The sequence below is a fragment of the Collinsella sp. 1033st1_E11_1033SCRN_220408 genome, assembly GCF_039062465.1.
Classification (GTDB): Bacteria; Actinomycetota; Coriobacteriia; order Coriobacteriales; family Atopobiaceae; genus Parolsenella.
Map to the genome: position 1 here is coordinate 244,564 of NZ_JBCLNF010000002.1, position 14,300 is coordinate 258,863.

Annotated in this window: 13 protein-coding genes; 6 read left to right on the forward strand and 7 right to left on the reverse strand. The window is 63.0% G+C overall.

All coding sequences use genetic code 11. The annotated features are described in order from the left end of the window. Positions 1-70: 70 nt before the first annotated feature. Positions 71-1,051 (reverse strand): homoserine O-succinyltransferase, encoded by a 981-nt coding sequence (gene metA, locus ABCN07_RS03085; RefSeq protein ID WP_343005326.1) that lies wholly within the window; start codon positions 1,049-1,051, stop codon positions 71-73. Between the two features lie 401 nt (positions 1,052-1,452). Between metA and ABCN07_RS03090 the strand changes: the two genes are divergently transcribed. The 5 genes from ABCN07_RS03090 to ABCN07_RS03110 all read left to right on the forward strand — a co-directional run bounded on the left by ABCN07_RS03090 (position 1,453) and on the right by ABCN07_RS03110 (position 5,982). After that, complete coding sequence (locus ABCN07_RS03090; RefSeq protein ID WP_343005327.1) at positions 1,453-1,977, forward strand: nitroreductase family protein; 525 nt, start codon at positions 1,453-1,455, stop codon at positions 1,975-1,977. Between the two features lie 236 nt (positions 1,978-2,213). Next, the gene (locus tag ABCN07_RS03095; protein WP_343005328.1) at positions 2,214-2,972 is read left to right on the forward strand and encodes a methionine ABC transporter ATP-binding protein; all 759 of its coding nucleotides are present in this window, start codon (positions 2,214-2,216) and stop codon (positions 2,970-2,972) included. Further along, on the forward strand, positions 2,972-3,649 hold the full coding sequence (locus ABCN07_RS03100; protein ID WP_293814761.1) for a methionine ABC transporter permease: 678 nt from the start codon (positions 2,972-2,974) through the stop codon (positions 3,647-3,649). The genes ABCN07_RS03095 and ABCN07_RS03100 overlap by 1 nt, the downstream gene beginning before the upstream one ends. A 133-nt stretch (positions 3,650-3,782) precedes the next feature. Then, entirely contained in the window at positions 3,783-4,643 is an 861-nt protein-coding gene (locus ABCN07_RS03105; RefSeq protein WP_343005329.1) for a MetQ/NlpA family ABC transporter substrate-binding protein, read from the forward strand. Between the two features lie 79 nt (positions 4,644-4,722). Next, complete coding sequence (locus ABCN07_RS03110; protein ID WP_343005330.1) at positions 4,723-5,982, forward strand: DEAD/DEAH box helicase; 1,260 nt, start codon at positions 4,723-4,725, stop codon at positions 5,980-5,982. Positions 5,983-6,111: 129 nt separating this feature from the next. On the opposite strand, the gene tadA is transcribed toward ABCN07_RS03110, so the two are convergent. The 6 genes from tadA to ABCN07_RS03140 form a co-directional block, all read right to left on the reverse strand. Then, positions 6,112-6,609 carry a tRNA adenosine(34) deaminase TadA gene (gene tadA / locus ABCN07_RS03115; RefSeq protein WP_343005331.1) on the reverse strand — a complete coding sequence of 166 codons (498 nt, stop codon included), beginning with the start codon at positions 6,607-6,609 and terminating at the stop codon, positions 6,112-6,114. 192 nt (positions 6,610-6,801) lie between these two features. Then, positions 6,802-7,680 carry a 3-hydroxy-5-phosphonooxypentane-2,4-dione thiolase gene (lsrF, locus tag ABCN07_RS03120; RefSeq protein ID WP_293814765.1) on the reverse strand — a complete coding sequence of 293 codons (879 nt, stop codon included), beginning with the start codon at positions 7,678-7,680 and terminating at the stop codon, positions 6,802-6,804. A 261-nt stretch (positions 7,681-7,941) separates the two neighbouring features. After that, positions 7,942-9,069: a substrate-binding domain-containing protein gene (locus ABCN07_RS03125; RefSeq protein WP_343005332.1), complete on the reverse strand. Its 1,128-nt coding sequence runs from the start codon at positions 9,067-9,069 to the stop codon at positions 7,942-7,944. Between the two features lie 28 nt (positions 9,070-9,097). Further along, a complete protein-coding gene (locus ABCN07_RS03130; protein WP_293836080.1) occupies positions 9,098-10,138 on the reverse strand; it encodes an ABC transporter permease in 1,041 nt (346 codons plus the stop codon). Further along, the gene (locus ABCN07_RS03135; protein WP_343005333.1) at positions 10,138-11,187 is read right to left on the reverse strand and encodes an ABC transporter permease; all 1,050 of its coding nucleotides are present in this window, start codon (positions 11,185-11,187) and stop codon (positions 10,138-10,140) included. The genes ABCN07_RS03130 and ABCN07_RS03135 overlap by 1 nt, the downstream gene beginning before the upstream one ends. 62 nt (positions 11,188-11,249) lie before the next feature. Then, the gene (locus tag ABCN07_RS03140) at positions 11,250-12,836 is read right to left on the reverse strand and encodes a sugar ABC transporter ATP-binding protein (RefSeq protein WP_343005334.1); all 1,587 of its coding nucleotides are present in this window, start codon (positions 12,834-12,836) and stop codon (positions 11,250-11,252) included. A gap of 533 nt (positions 12,837-13,369) precedes the next feature. On the opposite strand from ABCN07_RS03140, the gene ABCN07_RS03145 reads away from it, so the two are divergent. Further along, positions 13,370-14,296 (forward strand): sugar-binding transcriptional regulator, encoded by a 927-nt coding sequence (locus tag ABCN07_RS03145; protein WP_343005335.1) that lies wholly within the window; start codon positions 13,370-13,372, stop codon positions 14,294-14,296. Positions 14,297-14,300 lie beyond the last annotated feature (4 nt).

Consider the following 14,300-nt stretch of genomic DNA (forward strand, 5'->3'; position numbering starts at 1 on the left):
AGAGTGCTTTCGGCGCGATGCGGGCAGGCGGCGGGCACCGGAGGATCTCGCCCCTGGCACCCGCTGATCCCTAGAACTTTGTCGGGATGCCACCCTTTGCGAGAAGCGCCTCGGTGTGCTCGCGAAGCTCGCGGACGACCTCGGGGATGCGATCGAGCTCGTAGGGCGTCGTCTGGTAGACGTAGTTGACCCAGTTGCGGTAGAGCAGGTTGGCATGGCTTCGCCAAGTGAAAATAGGCTGCTTCTCCGGGTCATCGTCGGGGAAGTAGTTCACCGGCAGCTGGATGGGCAGGCCCGCGTGGAAGTCGCGCCAGTACTCGTCCGCCAGCGTGTCGCGGCCGTACTCGAAGTGGCCGAGCGCGTAGATCTCGCAGAAGTCACGCGTGGCGATGAGGGCCGGACCGCTCGTCTCGCCGCGGCTGAGCACCTGGAGCGACGGATCGGCGTCGATCTCCTTCTCATCGGGCGCAGCGTGGCGACTGTGCGGCATGTTGTGAACCTCGTCGAAGCCGTTCGTGAGGAAGTTGTACTCATCGCAGAGACGCTGCGGGAACACGCCAAAGAGCTTGCTGCCCAGCAGACGCTTGTGAACACCGTGAAGGTGATAGAGGCCCGCGAACGCGCCCCAGCAAAGGAACATCGTGGAAAGCACGTGCTCCTGGGCCCAATCCATGATGCGGCAAAGCTCGTCCCAATAGTCGACGCTCTCGAACGGCATCTGCTCGACGGGTGCGCCCGTGATGATGAGGCCGTCATAGTTGTTGGACTTGAGCTCGTCGAACGTGTCGTAGAACTTCACGAGATGGTCCGCCGCGTGCGCAGCCTCATGGCTCGAGACACGCATGAAGTCAACGCTCACCTGGATGGGCGACTTCGATATGAGGCGGAGGATCTGCGTCTCCGTCTCGATCTTCGTGGGCATCAGGTTGAGCAGGGCAATGCGCAGCGGACGAATCTGCTGCTTGCTAGCCACGTCCTCCTCGAGGGCGAAAATGCGCTCCTGCTGGAGGATGCGCTTGGCGGGCAGGCCGTCTGGGATGTTGATGGGCATTGGAACGAAAGACCTTTCTGGGCCCTGGCGCCCGGCGAATGAGACCCAGCGCGGACCATGGTGCCGGACGGTCTGCCGCCGGCAAGCATAGATACGAAGCTAAATGGTACCGCAGGCAACCGAGCATATGCGAGACAGACGCGGCGAGCGGCGCGGCTATGGACTCGCAACAACACGCCGGAGCCGTTACGCCCGCGCGACAGATGCAGGCGCCCCGCCTTTCGCCGCGCAACGCGCAACAGATGCGGGTGTGCCACCTTTCGCCGCGCAACGCGTGACAAATCCCCAGGCGCAAAATCGCTTCGGCTGTTTACTGTTTCCCGCGATATCAATCGTCGCGAACGGGGTATCTCCGAGGCATGCAGATGTATTCGCCCATCCGGGCAAGAGAGGGGAACACCATGTCTGAGTTCATCGATACGCTCGAATCGCGCCGCAGCTGCCGCAAGTACACTGACCAGCCCGTCGAGCCCGAGAAGCTCCAGCAGATCGTCGATGCCGGCCTTTGGGCGGCAAGCGGCATGGGCAGGCAGGGCACGCACCTCGTCGTCGTGACTGATCCGGATATGGTCGCCGAGCTCAGTCATATGAACGCCGCCATCATGGGGAGCGAGGGCGACCCGTTCTACGGAGCCAAGACCGTCATCGTCGTCCTCTCCAACCCCGCGAACGCCACCTGCGTCGAGGACGGCGCCCTCGTCATGGGCAACCTCATGGCAGCCGCCCACGGCCTTGGCGTCGCCTCCTGCTGGATCCACCGTGCCAAAGAGGAGTTCGAGAGCGACGAGGGCAAGGCACTACTCGCCAAGTGGGGCGTCGAGGGCGAGTGGCGCGGCGTCGGCCACTGCATCCTCGGCTACGCAGACGAGGGCGGCGAGAAGCCCGCTGTCGAGCGCCTCGCGGGCCGCGTCACCTACGTGAAGTAGCCAGGCGCCCAAAGCCCGAGCAGACGCCGCCAGCCCGCCATCGACTCGCCGGGGCATCTCCGCGCCACCTGGGCACCGCGCAACACATCTCCCGGCCGCCGCCCGCGCGATGCAGGCGACGGCTCTTTTCCCTGGATATCCATAGCTTTGTCCTATGGCTTCGTATCAGTAATTCATGGTGGGGTTATAGGGTTTTATTTAACTCGGCTTTCAGATTCGCTGATATACTCGTCCGCATGATTGAGCTGACTAACATATCCAAGGTTTACGACACGCCCGCTGGCCCCTTCCACGCCATCGATGACGTCACGCTGAGCATCGGCTCTGGCGACATCTTCGGCATCATCGGAGAGTCCGGCGCCGGCAAGTCCACCCTCGTGCGCTGCATCAACCTTCTTGAGGAGCCCACGAGCGGCACGGTCGCCATCGACGGGCGCGACGTCACGAGCCTTCGCGGCCGTGAGCTCCGCGAGCTTCGTGCGGACATCGGCATGATCTTTCAGAGCTTCAGCCTGTTCCAGCAGCGCACCGTGCTCGACAACGTCATCTTCCCCGCAACGCTCACGAGCACCGGCAAGCGCATCTCCCGCGCCGAGGCTCCGGAGCGCGCCCGCAAGCTCCTGCGCCTTGTCGGCCTCGAAGGCAAGGAGGGTTCCTACCCCTCTCAGCTCTCCGGTGGTCAGCAGCAGCGCGTGGCAATTGCCCGCGCGCTCATGACGCGCCCGAAGACCCTCCTGTGCGACGAGGCCACGAGCGCCCTCGACACGCTCACCACCAGCCAGGTCCTCGACCTCCTTGCGCGCATCAACGAGGAGCTCGGCGTGACCATCGTCCTCATCACCCACTCGCTCGCCGTTGCCCGCCGCATCTGCAACCACATCGTCGTCATGGATCACGGCCGTGTGGTCGAGCAGGGCACCGCGGAGGAGATTTTCAGCAACCCGCAGGCTGACGTCACGCGCGCCCTGCTCCAATTCGAGGGAGAGACGCGCTAATGGAGTTGTCCGCATTCTTCGACAAGTACGGCGAGCTTCTCGCGCAGGGCACCGTCGACACCACGGTCATGGTGCTCGCATCGACGCTCGGCGCCTATGTCATCGGCATCGTCCTGGGCACGCTCCTCACGGTGCTTGGGCCGGACGGCCTGCGTCCCAACCGCGTCGCCTATTCCGCCCTTGGCTGGCTCGTCAACATGGCGCGCTCGCTGCCGTTCATCATCCTCTTGCTCTTCATCATCCCCGTGACGCGCGTTGTCGTAGGCACCACCCTCGGCGTGCCGGCGGCGGTATTCCCCCTCATCATCTCCGCGGCCCCGTTCGTTGCCCGCATGGTCGAGTCGAGCGAGGCAGAGGTCGACCGCGGCCTCATCGAGGCGGCCAGCTCCATGGGAGCCTCCACCTGGGAGATCATCGTCAAGGTCTATCTGCACGAGGGCCTTCCCAGCCTGCTCCGCGGCCTTCCCATCGTGATCATCACGATTCTCGGCTACACCGCGATGGCCGGCACCGTTGGCGCCGGCGGCCTGGGCGACATCGCCATCCGCTACGGCTACCAGCGCTATCAGGATGACGTCATGTTCGCGACCGTGATTATCCTCATCATCATGGTCCAGGTCATTCAGACGGTGTGCAACCTGCTCGTTCGCGTCTGCGACAAGCGAATGCGCTCCTAGCGAGCGCACATAGTCAGCGCCAGACGGCGCAATCCAAACTCGGAGTCTTGCCCTTGGGCGATGCCCTTTGGCTACTCATATCGAAATTGCCCACCACGATCAGTCAAATCGTTCTCATTCGAAAGGAACCGCCATGTCCATCAAGCAGCACATCAAGCCGCTCGCCGGCATCGTGGCCGCCGCCGGCCTCGCCCTCGCCCTGACCGCCTGCGGCGGCAACTCCGGCGCCGCCACCACCGCGGCCGCCTCCTCCAGCGCCGCCTCCGACAACGTCATCACCGTCGGCGCCTCCCCCTCGCCCCACGCAGAGATCCTCGAGGCCATCAAACCCGAGCTTGAGGCCCAGGGCTACGAGCTGAAGGTCGTCGAGTACAGCGACTACGTCCAGCCCAACGTCGCGCTCTCCGAGGGCGACCTGGATGCCAACTACTTCCAGCACCTCCCCTACCTGGAGAACTACAACACCGAGAACGGCACTGACCTCGCGAGCGCTGGTGCCATCCACTTCGAGCCGATGGGTCTCTACGCCGGCAAGAGCTCCGACATCACCAACGTCCCCGACGGCGCCAAGATTGCCGTTCCCTCCGACGCCACCAACGAGGCTCGCGCGCTGCTGCTGCTCCAGGACCAGGGCGTGATCAAGCTCACCGACGGCGTGGGCCTCGAGGCCACCGCCAACGACATCGTCGAGAACCCGCACAACGTCGAGCTCGTCGAGGTTGAGGCCGCCGCCGTTCCCCGCTCCCTCCAGGACGTCGACTTCGGTGTGATCAACGGCAACTACGCGCTCTCCGCCGGCCTTGACACCTCCGCCACCCTCGCCAGCGAGGGTGCTGACTCCGAGGCCGCCCAGACCTACGCCAACATCATCGCCGTCCGCAATGGCGACGAGAACTCCGAGAAGACCCAGGCCCTCCTGAAGGCCCTCACCTCGGACACCGCCCGCAAGTTCATCGAGGACACCTACAAGGGCTCCGTCATCCCGGTGTTCTAAGAGGCATCAGCCCCATATGGTGGGACCAACGCCCCCGTCTCGCGTGCAGAGACGGGGGCGTTGCTGCATACTTGCAGCTATGACTACTTCATTTGCCGAGCTCGGGCTAAACGAGCAGATTCTCGCCGGGGTCAACGCCCTCGGCTTCACGGAGCCAACTCCCGTCCAGGCAGCCGCCATCCCCGCCGTTCTCGGCGGCAGAGACGTGCTCGCCAGTGCGCAGACCGGCACGGGCAAGACCTGCGCCTTCACCCTGCCGACGCTCCAGCGCATCGCCGAGACGAAGAGTAAGGCCTCGCCCAAAAAGCCCCGTGCCCTCGTCATCACGCCCACGCGCGAGCTCGCGGCGCAGATCGAGGACGTCACGAAGGAGGTCTGCGCGCAGACCGGCCAGTCGACCGTCGTCGTGATGGGCGGCGCCAAGTTCGACAAGCAGATTCGTGCGCTTGAGAAGGGCTGCGACCTCCTCGTCGCCACCCCCGGCCGCCTCATCGACCTCATGGAGCATGACCACGTGAGCCTCTCCGAGGTCCAGGTCCTCGTTCTCGACGAGGCTGACCGTATGCTCGACATGGGCTTTTGGCCGAGCGTCCGTCGCATCGTAAAGGCCTGCCCCGATAAGCGCCAGACGCTCCTGTTCTCCGCCACCATCCCGCCCAGCATCAAGGGCACGGTCGACGCCATGCTCCCAGACCCGGTCGTAGTCGAGATCGCCCGCGTCGGCGAGACGGCAGCCACGGTTGACGAGCACCTTTGCCCCGTCACCCAAGGCGACAAGATCTCGCTGCTCGAGGCCCTTATGAAGCAGGAGAGCTTCGAGCGCGTGCTCGTCTTCTGCCGCACCAAGATGCGCGTCGACGGCGTGTGCGGCACTTTGAAGAAGAGTGGGATCAAGGTCGATGTCATGCACGCAGACCGCCCGCAGAAGGCTCGCGAGAAGGCACTCGAGCGCTTCCGCGACGGCAAGATTCGCGTGCTCGTCGCCACGGACGTCATGAGCCGCGGCATCGACATCTCCGGCATTGACGCCGTCGTGAACTTCGACGTCCCCATGGACCCGGAGGATTACGTCCACCGCATCGGCCGCACGGGCCGCGCCGGTGCCGCGGGACAGGCCTACACCTTCATGGCGCCAGACGAGGTGAGCCCGCTTCGAGAGATCGAGTACTTCACCAAGAAGCTCATTCCCCTCTTTGACCTCGAGGGGTTCTCGTACTCTGAGGGTCGCATCGTTCCCAACGAGCGACGCAGCACCTCCAAGCCCACCCGCAGCCTCTTCAGCGGCTCACGCGGCCGCGGCCGCGGCCCTCGTGGCGGCCGCTACGGAAGGCACTTCTAGGCGACGCGTGGGCGCGAAAGCGCGGGCGCGAAACGAACGACACGCAATAGCAGGGCCATCGACGCAGGTCGATGGCCCTATCTTATACTCTTACGCCGAGGTTGTCGGATAGGCGGTCCAGCCATGCGGTCAGGCCTCGCTTGCGGCCATCTCGCTCGCGACAGACGCCGCCTTCTTCTTGGCGCGCCTCTCTCGGAAGAATGTCCTCAGCTCGTCCGCACACTCCTGCTGGAGCACGCCAGACGTCACCTCGAACTCGTGGTTGAGCCTCTCGTCATGGCTTACGTCGAAGAGGGTGCCAAGCGCACCGCCCTTTGGGTCCGGCGCGCCATAGACGCACCTATCGATGCGCGAGTTGACCATAAGGCCCGCACACATGATGCAGGGCTCGAGCGTCACATAGACGGTGCAGCCCGTTAGGCGCCAGCGGTCAAGCGCGCGGGCGGCGGCGCACATGGCGGAGAACTCCGCGTGAGCCGAGGGGTCGCGATCAGTCTCGCGACGATTGTGCGCCCGCGCCACGACCTCGCCATCACACACGACGACAGCGCCGATGGGCACCTCGCCCTCCTCGGCGGCCAGGTGCGCCTCATCAAGCGCCAGGCGCATGTAATCCTCGTCCGTCATGGCGCTCCCCTCGTCCGCCTTCTCCGCCGCACGGCGGCTGATGAACCTACAGCATACCCAATGCGCCCGGATCCAGTGGAAGGGGAGGAACTGGACCCGGGCGCGGGAGGCGACCCTTCGCCTGAGGCTAGAGGTCGCATATGAAAGAGCTAGCTAGCGTCACTCGCATTCGCAGCGAGCGCGAAGGCTGTGCTACTTGGCGATGTCCTGGAACATCTCCCAAGCCTCGACGTCGGTCATGCCCTCGTGGACGATCTTGTTGACGCACTGGGCCATCTCGATGGGGTGCGTGGACTGGAAGATGTTACGGCCCATGTCAACGCCGTGGGCACCCTTGCGGATGACGTCGTAGGCGAGGTGCAGGGCGTCCTTCTCGGGAAGCTTCTTGCCGCCGGCGACGACGATGGGCACGGGGCAGGCAGCCACGACCTCCTCAAAGTCATCGCAGTCATAGGTCTTGACCATCTGGCAGCCCATCTCGGCGATGATGCGGGTCGCGAGCTTGAAGAAGCGCGGGGTGCGCTCCATGTCCTTGCCCACGGCGCAGACGCCGAGTGTCGGGATGCTATAGCGGAAGCCGGCGTTGATGGTCTGGCTCAGGTTGTCGATGGAGGACAGCTGGCCGTCGCCGCCGATGAAGGTCTGAACGGCCATGCAGTCGGCGTTCATACGGATGGCGTCCTCGACGTCAACAGCGATGACCTCGTGGGAGAGGTCAGCCTGGAGCATGGAGGAGCCGGAGGTGGTGCGGAGGGCGATGCCCTTCGTGATCTCGGGCGGAACGCAGGAGCGAATGGCACCGCGGGTGCCCATGAAGCAGTCAACGTAGGGAGCGAGCTGCGGCAGGAGCAGGTCGAGGCGCTCGAGGCCGGCGGTAGCGCCCATGAAGTAGCCGTGGTCGAAGGCGAACATCACGGTGTTGCCGCTCTTGGGGTTGAAGATGTTGGAGAGGTGCTTCTTCATGCCCCAATCAAGGCTGTTGGCGCCCTTGACGTAGAAGCCCTTGTCGTTCGCAAACGGGGTATCGACGTGATAGTCGTGAGCGACCTTCAGTCCATCCAGATCAGCCATAGGTGGATTCCTTTCCTCGTCTGCCCCCCACGCCCCCGCGGGAGGTCACCAGTATGGTAGCGATTTGACAGATGCGGCCCGCGTCAGCGAATGCGCTGCGCAAGCATGAGGCGGAGCCTCCGTGGTATCGGACGACAATGTCCCCACTCGTGTGTGCCCCGCGTGAGAGCGTGCGCGAGTCGCCAGGCGAACGACCTCACGCGGGGCAAACGGGGACGCCGCCGAGCGGCGACGCCCCCTTACAAGGAGCGAAGCGACAGCTTAGAAGTTGTAGTCGTTCATGTTGTCCTTGGTGAAGACGAGGCGCTCGGGCAGGAGCACGACGCCGTTGTTCTCGGCGAGGGTCTCGGCGCCCTCGGAGATGGAGTCGTTGGCCTCGACGGTGACGTCACCGATGCTCGGGATGGAGATGGTGTCGCCGACCTTGACGGTGTTGCCAGCGGCGAGGTAGGCAGCGACGAAGCAGCCCATGGCGCCCTGGACGGCGCAGTCCCAGAGGCCCCAGTTGTAGATGGTGCCGTGCTCGCAGTAGCTCTTGATGGACTGCGGGGAAGCGAAGCCGGTGATCGTGATCTTCGTGGCGTCGTAGCCCTTGTTCTCGGCGGCCTGGAGCTGGCCGGGGAGAGCGGTGGAGTCGTTGCAGATGATCAGGTCAATGTCGGGGTAAGCGTCGAGAACGGCCTCGCCGGTCGTGATGGCGAGCTCGGCGTCCTGGTTGCTGTAGTAGTTGTCAGCGACCTTCTTCCAGTTCGGGTAATCCTTCTGGATGATGGCCTCAGCGGCGACCTGCCAGGAGTTCTGGTCGGTGACGGTGGCCTGAGAGTAGTGCCAGACGTAGGTGATCTCGTCGGCAGAGGGATCCTTGCCGCGCTCCTTGAGGCCGTCGACGGACATGTCGACGAGCATCTGGCCGAGGATCTCAGGGGTGCCCTGGGAAACCATGAGGGTACGGTCCTCGACCTGGGCGTCGGAGTCCCAGGTGGTGACGACGATGCCGGCGTCCGTGGCCTTCTTCAGGGCGTCAGACACACCAGCGGCGTCAACCGTGGAGATGCAGAGGGCGTCGACGCCATTGGCGACGGCCTGGTTGATGACGGCGACCTGAGCGGACGCGGAAGCGGTGGAATCGCCGATGTAGTCAACGGTGATGCCCCAGTCCTTGGCGTACTTCTGAGCGCCGTCGTTGGCGGACTCGAAGAAGGCGTTGCCGGTCACCTTCGGGATGAAGGCAACGGTCTTGCCGGTGATGTCTCCACCCTCGGCAGCACCGCTGGCGGCAGCGGTGGTGGCGGCGGAACCAGAGCCACCACAGCCGGCCAGGCCAAGGCCTGCGACGGCGGCGCCAGCACCGGCAACCTTCAGGAATCCGCGACGAGTCATGTTCTTCATAACTAACGAACCTCCCTTTTCTTGCCCGTTATTGGGCACTTGCCTCCGAACTACCCTTCCTTGCAAACAGCGAGCGCAGCCACGGGACGATTCCCGTGTTTGTCGCCGCAGAACGCCCAACGATGACCGCGACAAGCAGGACACCAACCGGGATGTCGAGGTACTGGGTGCCGATCTTGAAGCAGAGCGGGAGACCGAAGCGAAGGAACGCGATGGCGAGAGATGCCAGGGCGGTTCCGATGATCGATCCCTTGCCGCCCGTGGAGAGCGTGCCTCCGAGGACGACGGCCGTGATGATGTCCATCGTGAGATCGCCACCGAGATCGGACTTAGCGGTGCCGAGGTACGCGGTGAGAACGGTGCCGGCGATGGCGGCGGCGAGCGCGCTCAGGACATACGTGGACATTATCACCCTGCGCGTATTAATGCCCGAGTATTCGGCAGCCGAGGGGTTTACGCCGGTGAGTATCACCTTGCGGCCATACTTGGTCTTGTGGAGCAGGATGTAAGCGACCACGAGCATGACAACATAGATGATGATCTGGAACGGAATCTCGCCGCCGACCTTGTAGTTCGCGATGAATTTGAACTCGTCGGGGAAGCCTCCGATGGACTCGTACGAGGCGGTGCTGGAAAGCGTGGAGACGAGCAGGGCGAGGCCGGAGTACAGGAAGCTGCCGCCCAGGGTAATGACCATCGCTTGGACGCCGCAATAGCCAATCAGGAAGCCAGAGAGAGCGCCACAGAGGCAGACGACGACGGTAGCGAGCGCAACGGCGGCCCAGATGGACAGGCCGAAGTCCTGCCAGGATACGCCGATGATGATCGACGTGAGGCCAACGAGCGAGGCAACCTGGATGTCGATGCCGCCAGTGCACATGACGAGCGTGACGAAGAGCGACAGGATGAACACGGCAAGGTTGTCGTTGATGCTGGTAAAGAGGAGTGCCGGACGCAGGAACTTGGGGTTGGCGCCGCCAAAGATAGCGAACTCCAGGACGATAAGAACCACGAGCAGGATGTTCCAGGCGGACTGGCCGTGGGTGAGCACCTTCTTGAGCTTATCCATTACTGCTCACCGCCCTTCTCGGCGTTGACATTCGCAGCAGGGGCCTCCGCAGCGGGAGCCGAGGCGGAGACGCGGGCAGCGAGCCTCGCGTGACGGTTGTTGACGAGCGAACGGTGCTGGATCACGGCGTCGACGACGACGATGACGAGCAGGATGATGCCGGTAATCGCGTTGTCGTAGTTGGACGAGAAGCCCATGAAGACGAGCAGGTAGGAGATCGAAGCCATGATGACGGCGCCGATGGCGGAGCCGATCACGGAGCCGACGCCGCCGGCGAGCGAGATGCCACCGAGGACGCAGGCCGCGATGGCCTTCATCTCATAGCCATTGCCGCTCATCGGGGTGACGAAGCCGATGCGGCTGCAGAAGATCACGCCGCCGATGGAGGCCATGACCGCGCAGATCACGTAGGCGAGCATCTTCGTCTTGAGCGTAGGCAGGCCGACGAGCGTGGCACCCTGGGCGTTGTCGCCCACGGCCACGAAGTAACGGCCCTGACGCGTACGGGTGAGGATGAGGTGAATGATGATGACGAGCGCGATGACGGCGCAGTAGTAGACCGTCAGGGGGCCAACCAGCGTGACGGACGAGAAGTCCTTGAAGGACTTGGGCAGGTTCTCAACCCAGGCACCATTCGTATACAGGTAGATGATGCCGCGCAGGATACCGTTGACGCCGAGGGTAAAGATCAGCGACGGCGCACCCATGATGCAGACGCCCCAACCATTGATGAGGCCGATGACGACGCCAATGATGATGGCAACGACGATTGCAACCACGAGCGACTGCCCGTCGCGCAGGAACGTGCCCACGACGGCGGCGACGAGGCCGAGGTTCGAGCCGACGGAAACGTCGATCTCGCCAATGAACAGGACGAAAGCCATACCAACTGCAATAAGCGTGTAGACGACGGACGTGTTGAAGCACGCGGAGACGTTGGACGGGCTCAAGAACATCGGGTTCATGAAGCCAACGATGGCAAACAGCGCGATGAGGAAGATCAGGCTGGTGAGCTCGCGCGCCTTGAAAAGCTTCTTTACCTTCTCCATCGATTACACCTCTTTCCTCTGGTCGCTATCCGAACGGGTCTCTTCGATCTGGCGGTTTAGGCTCATGCCGACACCGCCTCCTTGTCGCCGGAGACGCCAAAGGCGGCGGCCATGAGGTTATCCTGCGTGATATCCGACTTCTTGAACTCGCTGTTGATGCGGCCCTGGAACATGACCACGGCGCGGTCGGCGAGCTCGACGACCTCCTCCATGTCAGAGGAGATGAGAAGGATCGAAACGCCGGTCTTACGGAGCTCCTGGAGCACGGCGTAGACGTCGCCACGAGCCGCGGCGTCGATGCCGCGGGTGGGCTCATCGAGGATGACGAGCTTGGGCTCGGTCGCGAAGATGCGGCCGATGATGATCTTCTGCTGGTTGCCACCGGAAAGGCCGCCAACCTCCTGATCGAGGCCCGTCACCTTGGTGCGGAAGTCATTGACATAGCCCTGGCTGATCTCGTCGGCCTTCTTGGAGTTGAGCAGGAAGCTGCCGATCTTCTTGCCGCAGAGCAGCGAGCTCGTCGTGTTCTCGGAGACGTCGCGAATGCGGAAGAGGGCGTCGGCGAAGCGGTCCTCGGGCAGGTAGTTAACGCCGGCGTTAATGACGTCAGGCGTCTTCATGCCCGTGATGTCGCGACCGTCGAGGAGCACCTTGCCGCCCAGCACCTTGTCACGGCCGAAGATGGTGGTCGCCATCTCGGTGCGGCCGGCGCCCACGACGCCAGCCATACCCACGATCTCGCCGGGGTAGACCTTGAGGTTGACATCGGCGAAGCCATAGCCGCTGAAGTCCTTGAGCTCGAGAACGGGCCTCGCGTCGTAGTCGATAACGTCAGACGCGACAACCTTCTCCTTCTCGATGTTGCCGGCGTCGGGCGGGAGCAGCCCGCGGACAAGATCCTCACGCGTGAAGTCCTTCACGCTGCCCTGCATGGCGACGATGCCGTCGCGGAGGATGGCGACCGTCGTGGCGAGCTCGAAGACCTCGGCCAGACGGTGGGTGATGTAGACGATGCCAATGTTCTTCTTCTGCAGCTCATGCACGCAGTTGAACAGGCTCTGGACCTCATCGAAGGTAAGTGCCGAGGTGGGCTCGTCGAGGATGAGCACCTCGGGGTCGCGCATGAGGCCACGGAGAATCTCGACCATGCCCTGCTCCGCGATGGAGAGCGTGAGGGCCTTGCGGTCGAGGTCCATGTGCCAACCCGTGGTATCCATGACCTTCTCGAGGCGCTCGGACAGCACGGAGGGCTTCTCGTTGAAGCCAATCGTGATGTTCTCGCGCACGGTCATGTTCGGGAACAGCATGGGCTCCTGCGGAACCATATAGATGCTGTGGGCGAGAGCGGCCTTGGGGTTGGAGATGTCAACCTTGTCTCCGTCGATCTCGATCTCTCCGCTATCAGCCGAGTAGATGCCCATGATGATCTTCATGAGCGTCGACTTACCAGCGCCGTTACCTCCGATGAGCGCAAGCACCTCGCCCGGACGGACCTCCAGGCTAATGCCCTTCAGGACCGCGTTGGTTCCGAAGGACTTATAGATGTCGTGCACTGACAGAAGCGTGTCACGGCTCTGGATGTCCTCGACAACCTCGCGGAGGGCATGCGTGGCGCCCGTCGTGGGCGTCGTCTGGGTATCGTTGGTCATTCGATTCCCTCCCCTTGGACAAATGACACAGTCAGCAACGAAATACTTCGATACGCCTAAGACGGTATCCATTCGACCCCGCCCGCCAAATACCGTGGAGACCGAACGGTAGGAATTGGCCAACGAACGGTAATTTGCTCACGAGGTGGACGATTGTCCAGAATTGTAAGCAATCAAGTGTCGCCATAACAGGCTTGTGGCGGCCCACCATCTAGACCCAGTATCTTGCGGACAGATTTGCATTTCACGCAGCAGCTTTGTTTCATGCGGATTACACCCCATATAAATGCGATTATTTACGCGCCAACATCCCATTGGTGCTGTTCGCCTAGGAGTTCAGACCTCTCGCGGGAATTACCATCGCATTCGATTGACTCTCCCTTATGTGAGGGGTATAGCAAAAGCGTACTTTTGTTGGATGCTTCAACATTTGTTCGCTTTTAAGGGCTCATTCAGAAGCCTTCTTACAGCGACGGCGCGCCGCGCAAATGGCTGCGCCGCACAGCAAGGCACCCGAGGGGAGGGGGCGGCACATGGCCGATGCAGACTACCAGTTGATGCTCAAGGCAACCTGGTACTACTACATGGAGAACTACACCCAGCAGCAGATCTCACAACTTCTGGGTGTGAGTAGGGCCAAGGTCATTCGCCTTCTCGACGAGGCGCGTGCCACCGGGGTCATCCGCTTCCTGTTCCGTGAGGACGACCGCGCCCGCATGGAGGTCGAGCGCGAGTTGATCGGCCACTTCGGCCTCGAGGACGCCTTCGTCGTACCCACGCCCGCCCACACCGCGGACCTCACGCAGAGCATCGCCCAGGCGGCCTCCGTCTACATCTCGGACCACCTGCGCGCGGACGGCTTCCTCAACATCGGCTATGGCGACATGACGGGCCTCATCCTCGACAACCTTGCCTCGAGCCGACGCTCCGACATCAACGTCGCGAGCCTCACGGGCGGCGTGAGCTACTACCTGCCCAAGGTGAGCTCCGAGGTCTTCGCGATGCACCTCTATCTCGTGCCCTCGCCCCTGATTCTCTCCTCCGCCGAACTCAGGGATCAGCTCCTCAAGGAGCCGGCGATCCAGGACGTCTTCCGCATGACCTCCCACGCGGACATGACCGTCGTGGGCGTGGGCAGTATGGACGAGGACGCCACGATCATCCGCAACGGCATCCTCTCCAAGACGGACTTCGCGCTCCTCAAGATGCAGGGCGCCGTGGGAGACATCCTCAATCACTTCATCGACGCCGACGGTAACCCCGTGGGAACCTCCATCGAGGACCGCATCGTCAGCTCGAGCCTCGACAAGCTCCAGAGCATGCGCAACGTCATCGGCGCGGCGGGAGGCTCCGTAAAGGTGCCCGCTATGCACGCGGCCCTCACGCACGGCTATTTCAACGTCCTCGTCACGGACGAACAAACGGCAAAGGAACTCCTCGAGTATTCGACCAAGAGCTAGGAGA

Bases quoted from the DNA above. Each gene is read 5' to 3' on its own strand.
- metA (WP_343005326.1), bottom strand. From the start codon at position 1,051: ATGCCCATCAACATCCCAGACGGCCTGCCCGCCAAGCGCATCCTCCAG.
- ABCN07_RS03090 (WP_343005327.1), top strand. From the start codon at position 1,453: ATGTCTGAGTTCATCGATACGCTCGAATCGCGCCGCAGCTGCCGCAAG.
- ABCN07_RS03095 (WP_343005328.1), top strand. From the start codon at position 2,214: ATGATTGAGCTGACTAACATATCCAAGGTTTACGACACGCCCGCTGGC.
- ABCN07_RS03100 (WP_293814761.1), top strand. From the start codon at position 2,972: ATGGAGTTGTCCGCATTCTTCGACAAGTACGGCGAGCTTCTCGCGCAG.
- ABCN07_RS03105 (WP_343005329.1), top strand. From the start codon at position 3,783: ATGTCCATCAAGCAGCACATCAAGCCGCTCGCCGGCATCGTGGCCGCC.
- ABCN07_RS03110 (WP_343005330.1), top strand. From the start codon at position 4,723: ATGACTACTTCATTTGCCGAGCTCGGGCTAAACGAGCAGATTCTCGCC.
- tadA (WP_343005331.1), bottom strand. From the start codon at position 6,609: ATGACGGACGAGGATTACATGCGCCTGGCGCTTGATGAGGCGCACCTG.
- lsrF (WP_293814765.1), bottom strand. From the start codon at position 7,680: ATGGCTGATCTGGATGGACTGAAGGTCGCTCACGACTATCACGTCGAT.
- ABCN07_RS03125 (WP_343005332.1), bottom strand. From the start codon at position 9,069: ATGAAGAACATGACTCGTCGCGGATTCCTGAAGGTTGCCGGTGCTGGC.
- ABCN07_RS03130 (WP_293836080.1), bottom strand. From the start codon at position 10,138: ATGGATAAGCTCAAGAAGGTGCTCACCCACGGCCAGTCCGCCTGGAAC.
- ABCN07_RS03135 (WP_343005333.1), bottom strand. From the start codon at position 11,187: ATGGAGAAGGTAAAGAAGCTTTTCAAGGCGCGCGAGCTCACCAGCCTG.
- ABCN07_RS03140 (WP_343005334.1), bottom strand. From the start codon at position 12,836: ATGACCAACGATACCCAGACGACGCCCACGACGGGCGCCACGCATGCC.
- ABCN07_RS03145 (WP_343005335.1), top strand. From the start codon at position 13,370: ATGGCCGATGCAGACTACCAGTTGATGCTCAAGGCAACCTGGTACTAC.